The 16757-nt window shown below is 63.0% G+C and carries 16 protein-coding genes; 7 read left to right on the forward strand and 9 right to left on the reverse strand.

From position 1 onward, the window contains the following. Window positions 1-2: 2 nt before the first annotated feature. The 8 genes from ACO06O_RS04915 to ACO06O_RS04950 form a co-directional block, all read right to left on the reverse strand. Complete coding sequence (locus tag ACO06O_RS04915) at window positions 3-905, reverse strand: alpha/beta fold hydrolase (RefSeq protein ID WP_421876901.1); 903 nt, start codon at window positions 903-905, stop codon at window positions 3-5. Between the two features lie 13 nt (window positions 906-918). Then, entirely contained in the window at window positions 919-1866 is a 948-nt protein-coding gene (locus ACO06O_RS04920) for a DMT family transporter (protein WP_421876903.1), read from the reverse strand. A gap of 88 nt (window positions 1867-1954) precedes the next feature. Beyond that, window positions 1955-2695, reverse strand: coding sequence for a glycerophosphodiester phosphodiesterase (gene ugpQ, locus ACO06O_RS04925; RefSeq protein WP_421876905.1), 741 nt, complete (start codon window positions 2693-2695; stop codon window positions 1955-1957). A 3-nt stretch (window positions 2696-2698) separates the two neighbouring features. Continuing rightward, on the reverse strand, window positions 2699-4267 hold the full coding sequence (locus ACO06O_RS04930) for an alkaline phosphatase family protein (RefSeq protein WP_421876907.1): 1569 nt from the start codon (window positions 4265-4267) through the stop codon (window positions 2699-2701). Window positions 4268-4374: 107 nt separating this feature from the next. Then, window positions 4375-5334 carry a calcium/sodium antiporter gene (locus ACO06O_RS04935; RefSeq protein ID WP_421876909.1) on the reverse strand — a complete coding sequence of 320 codons (960 nt, stop codon included), beginning with the start codon at window positions 5332-5334 and terminating at the stop codon, window positions 4375-4377. A gap of 282 nt (window positions 5335-5616) precedes the next feature. Further along, a complete protein-coding gene (locus ACO06O_RS04940) occupies window positions 5617-6924 on the reverse strand; it encodes a TRAP transporter large permease (RefSeq protein ID WP_421876911.1) in 1308 nt (435 codons plus the stop codon). Continuing rightward, on the reverse strand, window positions 6924-7436 hold the full coding sequence (locus ACO06O_RS04945; protein WP_421876913.1) for a TRAP transporter small permease subunit: 513 nt from the start codon (window positions 7434-7436) through the stop codon (window positions 6924-6926). The genes ACO06O_RS04940 and ACO06O_RS04945 overlap by 1 nt, the downstream gene beginning before the upstream one ends. Before the next feature lie 317 nt (window positions 7437-7753). Beyond that, a complete protein-coding gene (locus ACO06O_RS04950) occupies window positions 7754-8746 on the reverse strand; it encodes a TRAP transporter substrate-binding protein (RefSeq protein WP_421876915.1) in 993 nt (330 codons plus the stop codon). A 285-nt stretch (window positions 8747-9031) separates the two neighbouring features. Between ACO06O_RS04950 and ACO06O_RS04955 the strand changes: the two genes are divergently transcribed. The 3 genes from ACO06O_RS04955 to ACO06O_RS04965 all read left to right on the forward strand — a co-directional run bounded on the left by ACO06O_RS04955 (window position 9032) and on the right by ACO06O_RS04965 (window position 10674). Continuing rightward, complete coding sequence (locus ACO06O_RS04955) at window positions 9032-9895, forward strand: AraC family transcriptional regulator (RefSeq protein ID WP_421876917.1); 864 nt, start codon at window positions 9032-9034, stop codon at window positions 9893-9895. Between the two features lie 130 nt (window positions 9896-10025). Further along, window positions 10026-10262: a DUF4287 domain-containing protein gene (locus tag ACO06O_RS04960; protein WP_421876919.1), complete on the forward strand. Its 237-nt coding sequence runs from the start codon at window positions 10026-10028 to the stop codon at window positions 10260-10262. 10 nt (window positions 10263-10272) lie between these two features. Next, window positions 10273-10674 carry a DoxX family protein gene (locus ACO06O_RS04965; protein WP_421876921.1) on the forward strand — a complete coding sequence of 134 codons (402 nt, stop codon included), beginning with the start codon at window positions 10273-10275 and terminating at the stop codon, window positions 10672-10674. A 15-nt stretch (window positions 10675-10689) separates the two neighbouring features. Here ACO06O_RS04965 and ACO06O_RS04970 read toward each other — a convergent pair whose 3' ends face one another. Continuing rightward, on the reverse strand, window positions 10690-10992 hold the full coding sequence (locus tag ACO06O_RS04970; protein WP_421876923.1) for a hypothetical protein: 303 nt from the start codon (window positions 10990-10992) through the stop codon (window positions 10690-10692). A 227-nt stretch (window positions 10993-11219) separates the two neighbouring features. Here ACO06O_RS04970 and ACO06O_RS04975 point away from each other — a divergent pair, with 227 nt between their 5' ends. From ACO06O_RS04975 to ACO06O_RS04990, 4 genes are all read left to right on the forward strand, one after another. Beyond that, window positions 11220-11942, forward strand: a complete 723-nt coding sequence (locus tag ACO06O_RS04975) for an AzlC family ABC transporter permease (RefSeq protein ID WP_421876925.1) — start codon at window positions 11220-11222, stop codon at window positions 11940-11942. Next, a complete protein-coding gene (locus ACO06O_RS04980; RefSeq protein ID WP_421876927.1) occupies window positions 11939-12238 on the forward strand; it encodes an AzlD family protein in 300 nt (99 codons plus the stop codon). Before ACO06O_RS04975 ends, ACO06O_RS04980 begins: the two co-directional genes overlap by 4 nt. Before the next feature lie 148 nt (window positions 12239-12386). Further along, window positions 12387-16025, forward strand: a complete 3639-nt coding sequence (locus ACO06O_RS04985) for a hydantoinase B/oxoprolinase family protein (protein ID WP_421876929.1) — start codon at window positions 12387-12389, stop codon at window positions 16023-16025. A 220-nt stretch (window positions 16026-16245) separates the two neighbouring features. Beyond that, on the forward strand, window positions 16246-16755 hold the full coding sequence (locus ACO06O_RS04990) for a winged helix DNA-binding protein (protein ID WP_420417529.1): 510 nt from the start codon (window positions 16246-16248) through the stop codon (window positions 16753-16755). Window positions 16756-16757: the final 2 nt, after the last annotated feature.

Here is a 16757-nt window from a genome sequence, read left to right on the forward strand (position 1 = left end):
CTTCAGGGGACGAAATGTCCGTTGAACGCCGCCAAGGTTTGTTCCGGGTTTTCCTCTGCCAGGAAATGGCCGGCCTCGACGGCATGGCCGGTCGGATCGACCGCCTTGTTTCGCCAGGTGTCGAGCACATCGTAATTGGCATGCATCGGGGCCTTCGCGCCCCATAGCACCAGAAACGGGCAGCCGACTCGCCGGTCCAGATCCGCCGTATCATGTTCCAGGTCGATGGTTGCGGCCGCCCGGTAATCCTCGCAGGTCGCATGGATTGTCTCGGGCCAGCCATAGGCCGCCTTGTATTCCGCCATCGCGCGGGGATCGAAGAAACCGGTCTCGCCGGCGCTCCAGCCGCCGAATTTCCGGTTCAGGTAGAAATCCGGGTCGGCGCCGATCAGGGTTTCCGGCAACGGCGCGGCCTGGGCCAGGAAATACCAATGATAATAGGCATGGGCGACGGCATGGGTCGCCGTGTTGAACAAGGTATGGGTCGGGACGATGTCCAGCACCGCGGCGCGCTCCACGGCATCCGGATGATCCAGGCAGAGCCGGTGGGTGACGCGACCGCCGCGGTCATGCCCCGCGACCTGGAAGGTCTTGTGCCCCAGCCCGGCCATCAGCGCGGCCATGTCGGCGGCCATGGCGCGTTTCGAATAGGGCAAGTGCTGCGGGTCCGTCGGCGGCTTGTCCGACGCGCCATATCCCCGAAGGTCGGGAACGACGACCGTGAAGTTCTCCGCCAGCACCGGGGCCAGCTTGTGCCACATGGCACCGGTCTGCGGGTATCCGTGGATCAGAAGGAGTGGGCGGCCCGATCCGCCGATGCGGACGTTCAGTTCCAATCCTTCGGCGTGGCTGTGCGTTACGGTGATGCGGTCCTGGACAAATCCCGGAAACAGGTCGGTCGACATGGGCGGCGCTCCCTCAAGCGGACTTCTTTTTACCCTTCGCGGTCGCCAACATCATGCCGGGCAGAACCAGCGCCGCGCCGATCCAATGATAGGGCTGCGGCGTCTCGCCAAGCAACGCCCAGGCGAGCACGGCGTTGTAGATCGGCACCAGATACATCAGAAGGCTGGACCGACCGGCGCCCAGAACCCGCTGCACATAGGCATAGACCTGATAGGCGCCGAAGGAGGCGACGAGGGCCAGAAGCGCGATCCAACCCGCTGTTTCCCAATTCCAGACCGGAACATTGCCGGTCGATGCCTCCCACAGCGTGAAAGGCGCCAGAATGATAACGCCGGCAAGGGTCGTTGCGCCGAACCGGGTTGAAAGACCCATCTCGCTCGGCCGGTGGCGCAAGAGGACGCTGTAGACCGCCCAACCGATCATTGCCGCCAGAATCCACAGATCGCCGACCGTGAAGGCGAGGTTGATCAACACATCCAGATCGGCCCGGCAAACGATCACGATCACGCCCAAAAGGCTGAGTGTGATACCGGCGATCTGCAGCTTGCTGACGGCCTCGCCATAGAAGGCGGCTGCCAGCAAGATGATCAGGACCGGGGAAGCGGAATAGATCAGACCGATATTCGTCGCCGACGTCGTGTCCGCGCCGATATAGACGAAGGCGCCGCAAACCCCCATGCCGAGCGCGCCGAGGATCGACAGATCCTTCCATTCGCGCAGCATGGCACCGCGCCGGACCCACAATCGCGGACCGACCAGCGGAAGGAGCAGCAGAAAGGTCGCCCCCCAACGCAAGAAGGAAAGGTGGACCGGCGGGATCAGGTCCGCCGTTGCCTTCGCGACCAGAAGATTGGTGCAGAACAGGGCCGGGGCGACGAACAGAAGGATTCGGGCGAATTGATCTTCGCCGAAACCTGCAATTCGTGGGGAAGTGTCGGTAAGTTGGCCGGATTGAGACATAACCCGTTTGTACCGTCTTGCTGCACTGCGGTGTACAGGGCAGGGCGTCGGATTACCTGTGAATCATGATCACGAATTGGAAGGCCAGTCAGGCGAACCGGTCCGGGTAGTCCGTAAAGATTGCTTCGCAGCCCCAGTCGAACAGTCGCGCGGCGTCTGCCGGGTCGTTGACCGTATAGACCCTGAACGGGATTCCGGCATTCCTGAATTCCGCCGCCCGTGCTTCGGTCAGTTTCTTGACGCTGACATGGACCGCGGACGCTTCCAGACGGTCCTGATGCGCCTGCCAATCGTCCGGAATCTCCCACCACAGGATCGCCCGGTCGAGCTGCGGGGCGGCCTTTTGGGCTTCTTCCAGCGCTGCTAGGGAGAAGGACGACATGACCGGCGGCGGCAGGGTGGCCGGCCACAATTCGGCGGTCCGTTCCGCCACGATGCGGCCGGTGATGCGGTCGTATCCGGAGGCTGGTTTGATCTCGACATTGCCGCCGAGCCCCAGTTGAGCCAGAGCCGCGACGGCCTCGTCAAAGGTCGGGACCGGTATTTTTGCGAAATCCGATGAGAACCAGGAGCCTGCATCCAGCCGCCGGATCGCCGCCAGATTGGTTTCGGACACCAGGCCGGTGCCGTTCGTCGTCCGGTCCAACTCATCGTCGTGATGCAGGATCACGACTTCGTCCCTGGTCAACATACAGTCGAATTCGACCCAGCTGCAGCCCAGCTCCTTCGCCTTTCGGAACCCGGCGACGGTGTTTTCGGGCGCATGTCCCACGGCGCCGCGATGGCCGATGATACGGGGAATGTCGGTGCGTTTGGCGGTCGAAGTCATACCTTAAAGGTCCCTGTAACGATCATCGGGCAACTCGTACACGCCGTTGCCGATATGACAATAAGTCAGGTCGCGCTCCTCGGTGCGCATGCGCCATGTCAGCATGCGCTGGGTCATTTCCAGCAGGGCCTCGCGGTAGGCCGGGTCGCCGGCGCGGTCGATCAATTGCGCGGGGTCTTCCCGCAGATCATAGAGAAGCGGCGGCAGAGCGGTGAAATGCACGTATTTGTACCGGTCGGTGCGCAGCACGGCCAAGCCGCATTCGTCGGTCCGCAGGCCCAGCGCCGTTTCGGCCGACCGGGCGGTCGGGTCGCCGAAATCGTATTCGAAATGGGCGGCGTCGCGCCAGGCACCGGGCGTGCCGCCGGTCAGCCATTTGGTCAGCGGGAAACCGTCGACCTGGCGCGGGATCGGCGCGCCCAACAGCTCCAGAATGGTCGGCATGATGTCGACGGATTCCGTGAAGGCGTCGATCGTCCGGCCGCGCGCGGCATCCGCTTCGGCGCGCGGATCGCGGATGATCAGCGGGATGCGGTAGCTCTCGTCGAAGAAACCTGTCTTCGAAAACAGCCAATGATCGCCCAACTGTTCGCCATGATCGGAGGTCAGGATGATCAGGGTCTCGTCATAGACGCCCTGCGCCTTCAAGTGGTCCAGGATACGTTGGAAATTGTCTTCGACCTCGTTGATCATCCCGTAATAGGTCGCGCGGATCTGGGCGATTTCCGAATCGTCCATCTCGGCAGGATTGATGTCCTGGCCGATCACCAGGCCGCTGCCCTGGTTCGCGCCCTTGCCGTGGCTGCCGATACGGTAGTTCAGCCAGGGATGGGCTGCGCCTTCTGCCTCTGGTGTCTTCGCCCGGACCGGCGGCGGCACGTCGGCCGCGTCGTACCGCGCGTTATAGGGTTCCGGCGATACGAAGGGCGGGTGCGGGCTGATATAGGTGACATGGGCGAACCAGGATTGGCCTTGGCGGGCGTCGAGATAGTCGATCAGCCGGTTCGTCAGAAAGGCCGCGTTGCTGTCCTCTGCCTTGAAGGGGGCGGGCGCGAAACTGTAGCGCTTACCGGGCACCTGGGCGGAGGGCCGGAAGATGTCCCAGGGGTGGTCCGGCAATGCGTAGCCCTTGGCCGTCAGATCGGCGAACCAGGTCCCGAAATCGTCGTCCAGCCGGCAGATGCGCGTCATGCCGGGCAGCACGCCTTCATAGCTGTTGAAGATCGGATCCCGGGGATTGGCCCCACGCGGGTCTGGGGAGATATCGGTATAGCCGAAAAGGACCGGATCGTAGTTCAGCTTGCGGGTTTCCAGCGCGACATTGGTGAAGCGGCGGTCCAGCGGCGTGCCGTTCCGCAGCGCGCGGTTCTTGTGCAGATAGGTCCCGGTCAACAAGGCCGTCCGGCCCGGCCCGCAGGGGCAGGTCACCGACCAATGATTGCGGAACAGGACGGCATCCCGCGCAAACGCATCCAGCTTCGGCGTTTGCAGCAGGGGATGGCCCATGGCGGACAGGCAATCCCAGCGCCATTGATCGAATGTGACAAGCAGGACGTTCTTGATCGCGGCCATGGTCGGGTCCGGAATTCTGCTGTGTGGATGAGGGGAAGAAAGCCACCCCAACACGAAACGGTTTCGGAATTATGACCTTGTCTGGCCAGCCGCGTCCATGCCGCCGGTCAGATCCCCGCGCGCGGCGCCAGGCTGACGATATAGGCGACATAGCCGACCAGGAGGACTGCGCCGCTGATCCGGCTGATTCCGGCCCGGAACAACATCAGGCTGGCGATGACCAGGGTCGCGGCCAGCATGACCCAGATGTCGATCGCCTGAATGTCCGGCTCGAAGGTCAACAGCGAGATGATCGACGTGATCCCCAGGATCGACAGAATGTTGAAGACGCAGGAGCCCATGACATTGGCGATGGCGACGTCGGTGTGATTGCGCATCGCCGCGACGGCGGTCGCTGCCAGTTCCGGCAGGGACGTGCCCAAGGCGACGACCGTTAGGCCGATCACTGTTTCCGGGACGCCGAAATCCTGGGCGATACCGATCGCGCCCGTGACCATCAGATCGGCGCCCAGAACCAGTCCGGCCAAACCCAATAGGGTGAAAACCAAAATTACGGGCAGTTTGGTCGGCGCGTTTTCCAGTTCTTCCGCCTCCTGCTCATGCAGATTGCGGGAGGCGCGATCCCTCTTGTCCTGCAAATAGGTCAGGACGAGATAGACGACCAAGGCGCCGACCATGAAAATTCCGTGGTACCAGGTAATTTCACCGTAGACCGACAGCAGAACCAGGACGATGGCCGCCGCGACCATCATGCCGGCATCCCGCTTTGCCGCGTCGATTCCGCAGGTCAGGGGGGCGATGACGGCGCCGACCCCCAGGATCAGCAGCAGGTTTGAGATGTTGGAGCCGACGACATTGCCGATGGCGAGGCCGTTCTTATTCGCCAGTGCCGCCTGAACCGTGACGACCAGTTCCGGGGCGGAGGTGCCGAACCCGACGACCGTCAAACCGATGATCGCAGCGGAAACCCCCAGGAACCGTGCCAAACCGACCGCGCCGCGAAGCGTCAGCTCGCCTCCGACAAACAGGATTGCGAGCCCGGCGACCAGGTAGACGATGTCCAGCAAGATGAAACCCCGCGACTGTGACCTTGTGACGGACCGCGATCCGTCCGGCTGTGTTTAATCGGCGCCCAGGGCCCCTCGTGCCCAACGCCTTCCCCCGGCTCATGGATATGCGGTTTGATGCAGGAAATACAAGTCAGAAAACCGACCAGTGTAGTCGGTCGCGGGCGATAGATTTTCAGGAATTCGAAGACCGCGCTCCTGCGAAAGCAGGAGCCTTCCGGAACGCCCGTCCAGTGCCTGGGCAAAGAAGGTTCCTGCTTCCGCAGGAACGCGACCGGCATATTATCCAAACAGCGCGTTCGGCAGCCAAAGGGCGATGTCGGGGAAGATCGTGATCAGCGCTACGCCGACGATCATCAGGACGAAGAACGGGGCGGCTGCCACGGCGATGCGGTTGATCGGGATGCCCGTAAGGCCCTGCAGGACGAACAGGTTGAAACCGACTGGCGGCGTCATCTGGCCCAGTTCGACCATCAGCACCAGGAAGACCCCGAACCAGATCGGATCGAAGCCCATCGCCACGACCGGGGCGAGGGTGATTGGCAGGCTCATCACCACGATGGAAATCCCATCGAGGAACAGGCCCAGGACGACATAGAACACCGCCAGGATGATGATCAGTCCATAGGGACCGATATCCATCGCCGCGATGGCCGTCGCGACGTCCTGCGGCACATGCATATAGCCCATCGCCGTCGACAGGAAGGCGGCGGCCACCAGGATGGAGCAGACCATCGCGGATGAGCGCACCGCACCCATCAGGCTGTCTTTCAGCATCGGCAGCGACAATTGCCGCATCGCGCCGGCCAGGAGCAGCGTACCGACGACGCCCACCGCCGCCGCTTCCGACGGGGTGGCCAGGCCGGAATAGATCGCGCCCAATACGACCACGATCAGGCCCAGGATCGGGCAGAGATCGGTCAGGGCGGCGCTCATCGGGACCGCCTCGCCATCGCTTTCCTTGGGTGCCAGGGACGGTTTCAGGCTGCAGCGCACGGCGATATAGGCGGAATAGAGAAAGGCGACCAGGACGCCGGGCAGGACCCCCGCCGCGAACAGGCGCGAGATCGAGACCTCCGCCAGGACTCCATAGATGATCATCACGATCGACGGCGGAATCAGCAGGCCCAGACTGCCGGCCCCGGCCAACGAGCCGATGGACAGGCCCTGGTCATAGCCGCGCCGCTTCAATTCGACCGATGTGATCTTGCCGACCGTCGCTGTCGTCGCGGCCGAGGAGCCGGAAACGGCCGCAAACAAGGTCGACCCGGCGACATTGGTATGGATCAGCCCGCCCGGAATCTTGGCGACCAGCGGTGTCAGTCCCCGGAACAGCCGGTTCGATATATCGGTGCGCAGAATCATCTCCCCCATCCAGATGAACAGGGGGATGGCGGCCAGTTCCCAGGAACTGGCGCTGCGGAACAGGATCTTGCCCAGGATCGCGCCGATGCGATGGGGCGGAAAGTCCAGGATCAGAACCAGCCCGGTGGTCGATACCAGCAATAGGCCGATAAAGACCCAGACGCCGCTGCCCAGAAAGAAAAGGATCAGGACCAGGACGACGAGGCCCGAGATCAGCGCTTCCATTATTCGGTCTCCACGCTGTCGATCGGCGTCCCACCGGCCGCGATCCGAAGGAAATAGGCGAAGAGTTGCAGCATCAAGAGGACGAGGCCCAGCCAGACCGCGCCGACCGGGATCCATAACGGGACCTCGGCGATGCTTTCGGAGACGGAACCGCGCGTCCATTCGCGCAAGGCGTTCTTGCCGACATACCAGGCGCAGAACCCGGCCATGGCGAAGCTGACCGCGATGCAGAACAGTTCGACCCAGCGTCGGGCGCGGCCCTTGATGCGGGTGATGGCCAGGTCGACGCGGATCAGCGATCCGTGATCCAGCGCGTGGCCGAGCGACAGGAAGGTCATCGCCGCCACCGCATAGCCCACGAACTCGTCCAGAACGAAGGTCGAACTGGCGAAGAATGTCCGCAGGACGATTTCGTAGGCGATATGCGCGACGATATAGACGAGAAGGAGGGCGGCCACGGCACCGGCAAGCCGGCTGACGGCCGTTACCGCCCGGTCAATTGCTTGGATCACGGGACCGCCCCCAGTCTCGTCTAGTACCCTGGAACGAAAATACGCGTGGTTAAGAATCGCCGTCCGGCTTTGCCGGGTAGGAAGCGGCGCGCAGGCGATACGGGTATCGACAAGCGGCGCTGACGCCCGCCGACGAAGCCGGACGGCGACCCGAGGGGCGGCATTGCAGCCCCGTCGGGCCGCGTCGAGCGCCGCTCGCGATGCCCCGCATCGCCACCCGACACTCTCCTAGCCGACGAACCTGCAATGCCGTTCTTAATCACGCGTATTTCCATTCCAGGGTACTAGGATCGATGTCTATCCGGAAATCCGGACGCTTACTTCATATACGCGTCCAGGATCGCCTGACCCTTGGCACCGGTCTTTTCCAGCCACTCGGCGCGGGCCTTGGCACCGGCTTCGTTCAGGGCGTCCAGATAGCCGCCGTCGACGCCGGTCACGACCGTCAGGCCGTTTTCCGTCATCGTGGCATAGTTTTCCGACACGCGCTTTTCGACCGCGGCCCAGACATAATCCTCGGCGGCTTTCGCGGCTTCGGTCACGGCGGCCTTCTGGTCGTCGGACAGGTCGTTCCAGACGTCCAGATTGATATGCACCATATTCAGGGGCATGGCGTAGTTCACTTCGGTGAAGTGGCTCAGCTGTTCCCAGAACTTGGCGTTGGTGCCGCCCTCGGCGGAGGTCAGGACGGCTTCGATGCCGCCGGTGGAGAGCTGCGGGACGACGTCGGCCCAGCTCAGCTGGATCGGCGCGCCGCCGGCTTCCTGCAGCGTGATCGTGCCATTGGCGTCATAGGTGCGGATTTTCAGACCGGCCAGCGCATCCAGGCTGTCGACCGGCTTATTGGCCCAGATGCCCGACGGCGGCCAGGGCGACGCCCACAGCAGCTTCTGATTATTGGCGGCGAAGATCGCGTCATACTCGTCCCGGGCCGCGTTGAACAGCTTGCGGGCGTCGGCCGGCGTCTTCGCCAGGAAGGGCAGCGACGGCAGCAGGAACATCGGGTCAATGCCGCCCAGCGGGCCGACATAGGTATCGGCGATCGGTAGCGCGCCATCGCCCACCGCGTCCAACTGGTCCTTCGACTTGAAGCCGATGGAGCCGCCGAAATGGTGCGTGATCGTGATCCCGCCATCGGTCAGCTTCGACAGCGTCTCGGAGAAGACCTTGTCGCCTTCGGCGTGGATCGACGTGTCGTTATATTCGTTCGCCATATCCCAGTTGATGCTGTCCGCCTGGGCGGCGCCGCCGAACGCGGCGGGGGTAATGGCCAGCGTCGCCGCGGCCAGGAATTTGGTGATCTTGCTCATTGTATCGTATTCCCTGTTCTTGTCGCACACCGCCGCCGGCCGCCCATTCGGCCGGGAACGGAGCCCGATCGTCCCTTTTGGTTGCGGGCTTCGATCGCCAGTCTAGGCGAGTGCCGCAATTTCCGCCACTGCCCTCCGCTGCCTCGGATCTTGGGTCCGAATTTCACGAAGGCGACATAACGTTCACAATATATCGATAAATTGTCAACGTTATTCTGGTTTCCGATCGGTATCCGCAATTTTGTACAAGCGGGCGTCGGCCGGACCGCCTACATTGGGGGAATCATGAACGCCATCACTCAGGAACAGGCGGTCAACCGGCATTCGTTGAGCCGGCAGGACCATGTGTGCTTCTGGCGCGACCCGCGCTGGGACGATCTGGAATGCCTGCATGCCCGGTTTCTGAACCATGTCTATTGCCCGCATATCCATGAAACCTATGCCATGGGCGTCATACTGGACGGGATTGAGCGCTATACGCTGAAGGGCGTCCATTATGCCGCCGGGGCCGGGGATATGGGCTTGGTCAATCCGGGGGAACTGCATGACGGCTGCCCGGGGGAGGACGGCTATCAATACCGCATGTTCTATCCGACCGAGGCCTTGATGGCGCGAATCGCGACCGAGGTGACGGGCAAGACCGTCGACCGGGTCTATTTCCGCCAGGGCCTGGTGAAGGATCCGGATGTCTATGCCCTGCTGGCCCGCGCGCATCTGTCGATGGAATATGCCGAGACCAATCTGAAGCGCGATTCCGACTTTCTGGAAGCCGCCGCCCTGCTGATCGAACGGCATTCGGACACCAACCTGCCGCCGATCCAGGTCGGCAGGGAAGTCCGCGCCATCGCCACGGTCTGCGACTATGCCGAGGACCGGCTGGAGGAGGAGTTGGATCTGGACGAACTGGCCGGTCTGGTCGGTTTCAGCCGCTTTCAATTGATCCGCGCCTTCCGCCGCGAATTGGGCATCACGCCCCATGCCTGGATCATGAACCGCCGCGTCGCCCGGGCGAAGCAATTGATGGCCGCCGGCACGCCCCCCGCCCAAACCGCCGCCGCCTGCGGTTTCTACGACCAGGCCCACCTGACCCGCAATTTCAAGGCGGTGACGGGGGTGACCCCGGCGAAGTACCGCGGCGCATTCCTGTGATCTGACTACCGACCATTCGGTGGCGACTTTTTCACTTTCTATTTTCAAAAGAAAAAACTATATTAATCGTACGGGTTGAATATTCTTGTGAGTGCATGCGTTAAGCATGCATTTTTGTTTGGGGGCATCAATGACTGAGAAGACTACCGCTGCAAAACTGGCGCCGGTGAAGGGGCCGGCGTCCTACTTCCCATCCATCGAAAAGAAATACGGTAAGCCGATTGCGGAATGGAAGGCACTGATCCGAACACGGCCGGACGCGAAACATATGGAATTGGTCGGTTGGCTGAAGGATGAGCACGGTCTTGGTCATGGCCACGCCAACGCGCTGGTGGCTCACACCCTGGCCGAAGACAAGAGGAAGTAGGAACAGCACAATGAGCGATACATTGAAACGCCGGATCGGCTGGGGCCTGACGGGCCTGTTTGCACTGTTCATTGCCGGGGCGTCGGTTACACCGAAACTGGCAGGTATGGATGTCGCGGGCGACACTCTGGCCGGCCTCGGATGGAATCCCGGTTACACGCTGTTGATCGGGATCATCGAGCTCGCTTGCCTTGTCGTCTATCTCGTGCCGCGTACCGCCGTGTTCGGGGCCGTCCTGATGACCGGTTTGCTCGGCGGAGCGATCGCGACCAATCTGCGCGCCGACATGCCGATGTTCAGTCACACCCTGTTCAGTGTCTATCTGGCACTGTTCATGTGGGGCGGGCTCTGGCTGCGCGACGCACGCTTGCGGGCGCTGTTTCCGTTTCGAACGGCGCAGCCTGAACTCTAACTGGCACCGGTTGGCTTAGCGCATGCGATCATAGGTGTGAAGGGCGGCATCGTCCCAGTCTTTGGACGGGTCGTCATGGCAATATCGCAGGGCGATTGCATAGATTTGATCGTCATCTGCGCCGTTTCCGACTTCCGCGTCGTCCGCATAGTTCCGTCCGGTGAAATAGCCCATCAGCCACCACTTGTTGTATTCTCTATAATGTTCGTTTGCGTCCTCGTGTAGGACGGCCTCGCACCCCACGCTGAACTTTACGGTATAGGCCGGGGCAACGGAGGAACTGGCAAGGTTGCAGGCGACGGCAAGTAAGATTGGCATGGAAACAGACATCTTCATCGCGATTCCTCCTCAAGGATCGAAGACGCCAACGCGATTGAAGTAAGCACCGTTTCTGCGTGGCCTGCAGCAAAATTCCCATTGTCGGCATACCGAATGGAGGCGCCGCAGTCGCCGGTCTGCGTAACCCGCAATTTCCTACAATCATTTCGGTCGCCCCTGCCGCATATCTGTCGTCCTGACGAGATTTTGACGATTGGGAGCGTTCGATGTTCTGGGCTGAGTTTCGGCGCGGTTTTTTGGATATTCTGCCGTTGCTGGCGGGGGTGATGCCGTTTGCGCTGCTGTTCGGCACGCTGGCGTCCCAGAAAGGGTTAAGCCCGGCGGAGATCGTTTTGATGTGCGCGACGGTCTATGCCGGCGGGGCGCAGTTCGTATCGATCGATGTCTGGGCGACGCCGGTTCCGGTCCTGGCCGTCGTGTTGGCGACAGGGCTGGCCAATGCGCGCTATTTCCTGATGGGGGCGGCGTTGCGGCCGCATGTGACGGGCCTGTCCTGGCCGGCGCGGCTGTGGTTCGTCGGCATTCATTCCGACGAGACCTGGGCGATCGCACTGAAGCGGTCGCAGACGGCGGCGCTGACGCCGGGCTATGTGCTGGGACTGACCGGGCTGTTCTATCTGAACTGGCCGTTCTGGTGCCTGGTCGGGGCGCTGGTCGGCGGGTTGATCGACGACCCGGCGCGCTATGGCGCGGATTTCATGTTCGTCGCCATGTTCCTGTGCCTGATCCGGGGCATGTGGCAGGGCCGGATCTCGCTGGTCGCGGTCGGCGCGTCGGCGGTGGCCGGGCTGGCGGCGCAGCAATTGCTGCCGGGCCATTGGTACATCTTCATCGGCGCGGTTTCCGGCATGCTGGCCGCCGCCGCCTTCTGGTCCCCGGGGTCGGGGCGCGACGAGAGTTGCGACGCCAAGCTGGAGGCGCGGACATGAGCTTCGACCCGATCCACCTTACCGCCATTCTGGGCATGGCCGCGGTTACCCTGGCGATGCGGTTCGGCGGCTATCTGCTGGTCCGTTATGTCACCGTGACCGGGCGTGCGGCGGCGGCGATGGAGGCGATGCCGGTCGCGGTGCTGACGGCTTTGGTCGTTCCCACCGCGCTGGCGACGGGTCCGGCAGAGACGGTCGCCGCCGCCGTCACGCTGTTCGCCGCCTGGCGCCTGCCGATCATCGTCGCGGTCATCGTCGGCACCGCCGCCGTAGTGGCGCTGCGGCTGGTGTTTTGACAGCGCCGTCTGGCGGCGTCCTATCGCTTGTCCCGCCATTCACGAGACCTGTTACGGCATCGAGGGAATATATTTTCGACCAATCATCGTTGACAATTTATCGATAAATTGTCTTTGATAATCTTCCAACGCAACGGAGGATATCGGCATGACGGCGTCACGCGAAGCGGAACCGCGCAAAGAGGGATGGCAGTTCTGGATCGACCGGGGCGGCACCTTCACCGATGTCGTCGCGCGCGCACCGGGTGGGGCGCTGACCACCCATAAGCTGCTGTCCGAGAATCCCGAGGCCTATAAGGATGCGGCCGTTCAAGGCATCCGCGATCTGCTGGGCCTGAAGCCGGGCGACCCGATCCCGTCGGACAAGATCGACGCCGTGAAGATGGGCACGACCGTTGCGACCAACGCGCTGCTGGAGCGCAAGGGCGACCGGACGCTGCTGGTCGTTACCGAAGGCTTCCGCGATCAGTTGCGCATCGCCTATCAGGCCCGTCCGCGTCTGTTCGACCGAAATATCCTGCTGCCCGAAATGCTGTACGAGCGGGTCGAGGAAGTGGTCGAGCGCGTCGACGCCAAGGACCAGATCCTGACGCCGCTGGATATAGACGATTTGCGTCCGAAACTGCAGAAGGCTTACGACGACGGCATCCGCGCCGTTGCCATCGTTCTGATGCACGGCTATCGCGTGCCGGACCATGAGAAGAAGGTGGCCGCGCTGGCGCGGGAGATCGGCTTCACCCAGGTATCCACCAGCCATGAGACCAGCCCGCTGATCAAATTCGTCGGGCGCGGCGACACGACCGTGGTCGATGCCTATCTGTCGCCGATCCTCGGCCGCTATGTGCAGCAGGTCGCGGGCGAACTGGGCGATGTCCGCCTGCAATTCATGCAATCCAATGGCGGCCTGACCGACGCCAAGCTGTTCCAGGGCAAGGACGCGATCCTGTCCGGCCCGGCGGGCGGCATTGTCGGGTCGGTGAAGACGGCGGAACAGGCCGGATTCGACAAGGTCATTACCTTCGACATGGGCGGCACGTCGACCGATGTCGCCCATTACGACGGCGAGTACGAACGCGCCTTCGAAACCCTGGTCGCCGGGGTGCGGATGCGCGCGCCGATGATGCTGATCCACACCGTGGCCGCGGGCGGCGGGTCGATCTGTCAATTCGACGGCGCCCGGTTCCGTGTCGGTCCGGAAAGCGCCGGTGCCAATCCCGGCCCGGCCGCCTATCGTCGGGGCGGGCCGCTGGCCGTCACCGACTGCAACGTCATGCTGGGCAAGCTGCAGCCGCAATTCTTCCCCGCCGTCTTCGGCCCGAACCAGGACGAGGCGCTGGACGCCGCCCCGGTGCGCGAGAAATTCGAGGCACTGGCGAAAGAGGTCGAGGCCGCCACAGGTCAGAAGCGCTCGCCGGAGGAAATCGCCGACGGTTTCCTGAAGATCGCCGTCGAAAACATGGCGAACGCGATCAAGAAAATCTCCGTTCAGCGCGGCTATGACGTCACCGAATACGCCCTGCAATGCTTCGGCGGCGCGGGCGGGCAGCATGCCTGCCTGATCGCCGATACGCTGGGCATGACCAAGGTGCTGATCCATCCCTTCGCGGGCGTTCTGTCTGCCTATGGCATGGGGCTGGCCGATATCCGCGCCATGCGCGAACGGTCGGTCGAACAGCCGTTGAACGACGGCCTGCTGGCGCGTTTGGAGACTGAGCTGGGTGATATGGCCAAAGAGGCCGATGCGGAACTGCGCAAACAGGACGTGCCGTCCAACCGGATCGAACTGCTGCGCAAGGTGCATATTCGATATGATGGGTCGGACACCGCGTTGGAAGTGCCCTTTGGCCCGCTGGACGAGATGGCGGAGGCGTTCGAGACCTCCTATCGCTCCCGTTTCGGGTTCCTGATGGGCGGGAAGGGGCTGGTTGCCTCCGCCCTGTCCGTGGAAGGCATCGGCCGGACTTTCGATCTGGCGTCGGACGATCTGGCGGCGCGCGCCGCCTCGCCGGATCCGGTTGAGACCGTCACCACCTATATGGCCGGCGATTTCGTCGAAACGCCGGTCTTCGACCGCGACCGCATGTCGGCGGGGCAGAAGGTGAAGGGTCCGGCGATCCTGATCGAACGCACCGGCACCAATGTCGTGGAGCCAGGCTGGGAAGCGGAAATGACCGCCATCGGCAACTTGGTCCTGACCCGTGTCGAGGCCCTGCCGCGTCAGGTCGCCATCGGCACCCAGGCCGATCCGGTGATGCTGGAAGTGTTCAACAACCTGTTCATGTCCATCGCCGAGCAGATGGGCTACACGCTGCAGAACACAGCCTATTCGGTAAACATCAAGGAGCGTCTGGACTTCTCCTGCGCGGTCTTCGATTCCGAGGGCAATCTGATCGCCAATGCGCCGCATATGCCGGTGCATCTGGGCTCCATGGGCGAAAGCGTCCGGGCGGTCGTGCGCAACAATGAAGGCACGATCAAGCCGGGCGACGCCTATGTCCTGAACAACCCGTATAACGGCGGTACGCACCTGCCGGACGTTACCGTGGTGACCCCGGTCTTCCATGAGGACGGCAGCCGCATCCTGTTCTTCGTCGCCAGTCGCGGGCATCATTCCGATATCGGCGGGCGCACCCCGGGCTCCGCCCCGCCGGATTCCGCGCATATCGACGAGGAAGGCGTGCTGATCGACAATTTCAAACTGGTCGATCAGGGCACCTATCGCGAAGAGGCCCTGCGCGAGGTTCTGGCGTCGGCCAAATACCCGGCCCGCAACCCCGATCAGAACGTCGCCGATCTGCGGGCGCAGCTGGCGGCGAACGAGAAGGGCGTCCAGGAACTGAACAAGATGGTTGGCCATTTCGGTCTGGACACGGTCGAGGCCTATATGGGGCACGTCCAGGACAATGCCGAGGAATCCGTGCGTCGGGTGATCGATGTCCTGAAGGACGGCTCCTTCGAATACCCGATGGATAACGGCCAGAAGGTCAAGGTCGCGATTACGATCGACAAGGCGAAGCGCGGCGCCACCGTCGACTTCACCGGGACCAGCCCGCAGGGCCCGAACAACTTCAACGCCCCGGCGGCAGTCTGCCGGGCTGCGGTGCTCTATGTCTTCCGCACCCTGGTCGAGGACGACATCCCGATGAACGAAGGCTGTCTGAAGCCGATCGAGATCATCCTGCCGGAAGATTGCATGCTGAACGCGCGCTATCCCGGCGCGGTGATCGCGGGGAATGTGGAAACCTCCCAGATCGTGACCGACACGCTCTATGGCGCGCTGGGCGTCATGGCGGCGGCCCAGGGGACGATGAACAATTTCGTCTGGGGCAATGACCGGTATCAGTATTACGAAACCGTCTGCGGCGGTTCGGGCGCCGGTCCCGATTTCGACGGGACGGATGCGGTCCATACCCATATGACCAACAGCCGCCTGACCGATCCGGAAATCCTGGAATGGCGCCTGCCGGTCCTGCTGGAGAAGTTCGAGATCCGGCGCGGCTCCGGCGGCCATGGCAAGCATCGCGGCGGCGACGGCGTGCGCCGGGTCGTACGATTCCTGGAGGATATGGACGTCGTCATCCTGGCGAATCACCGCATCGTCCCGCCTTACGGCATGGCGGGCGGTGAGGACGGTGCGGTCGGCCGGAACTGGATCGAACGCACCGACGGCAGCCGCGAGGACATGACGGCGACCGACATGCGCGCGGTGCAGGCTGGCGACGTCTTCGTCTTGGAAACGCCGGGCGGCGGCGGCTTCGGCAAGGGGCAGGCCGAGGCGGCGGAGTAGGGGAAGGCCCCCTCACCCCGGCCCTCTCCCTCGAGGGAGAGGGAGTTAGATTGGATCGTCACCCCGGCGGAAGCCGGGGTCCAGGGGAGCAGGCACGAACCTGCCATCGGCCCTGGATTCCGGCTTCCGCCGGAATGACGAAATGGTTTGTCCCCCTCTCCTTGGGGAGAGGGTGGCCCGAAGGGCCGGGTGAGGGGAATTCTGGGAAGGAGCAATCGGCATGGCCAGAAACCGCATCGTATCCTCGGCGCATCTCGTCTCCGACAAGGCGGCGGAACTGAGCGAGTACGAATACGGTCTGATCGTCGCCTGGCACGCCTTTCAGCGCTGGGTGTCCCGTTGCATGGCGGCGGCGGGGTATGGCGATCTGGGCTCCCTGGATGTTCTGGTCCTGCATTCGGTCAATCATCGCGACCGGCACAAGCGCCTGGCCGATATCTGTTTCACGCTGAATGTCGAAGACACGCACACCGTCAACTATGCGCTGAAGAAACTGTTGAAGGCCGGGCTGGTCGAATCCGAAAAGCGCGGCAAGGAAGCCTTCTATGCCGCGACGGAGTCCGGCCGGGAGGCCTGCAGGGTCTATCGTGAAGTTCGGGAATCCTGCCTGGTCGACGCGTTCGAGGCGCTGGGCGGATTGGACCCGGAGGAAATCGCCGACACCGCCCGGACCCTACGCGCCCTGTCCGGCCTTTACGATCAGGCGGCGCGCAGCGCGACGAGTCTGTGACC

Origin of the sequence: Pacificispira sp. (assembly GCF_965228185.1) — a bacterium.
GTDB lineage: Bacteria > Pseudomonadota > Alphaproteobacteria > UBA8366 > Aestuariispiraceae > Pacificispira.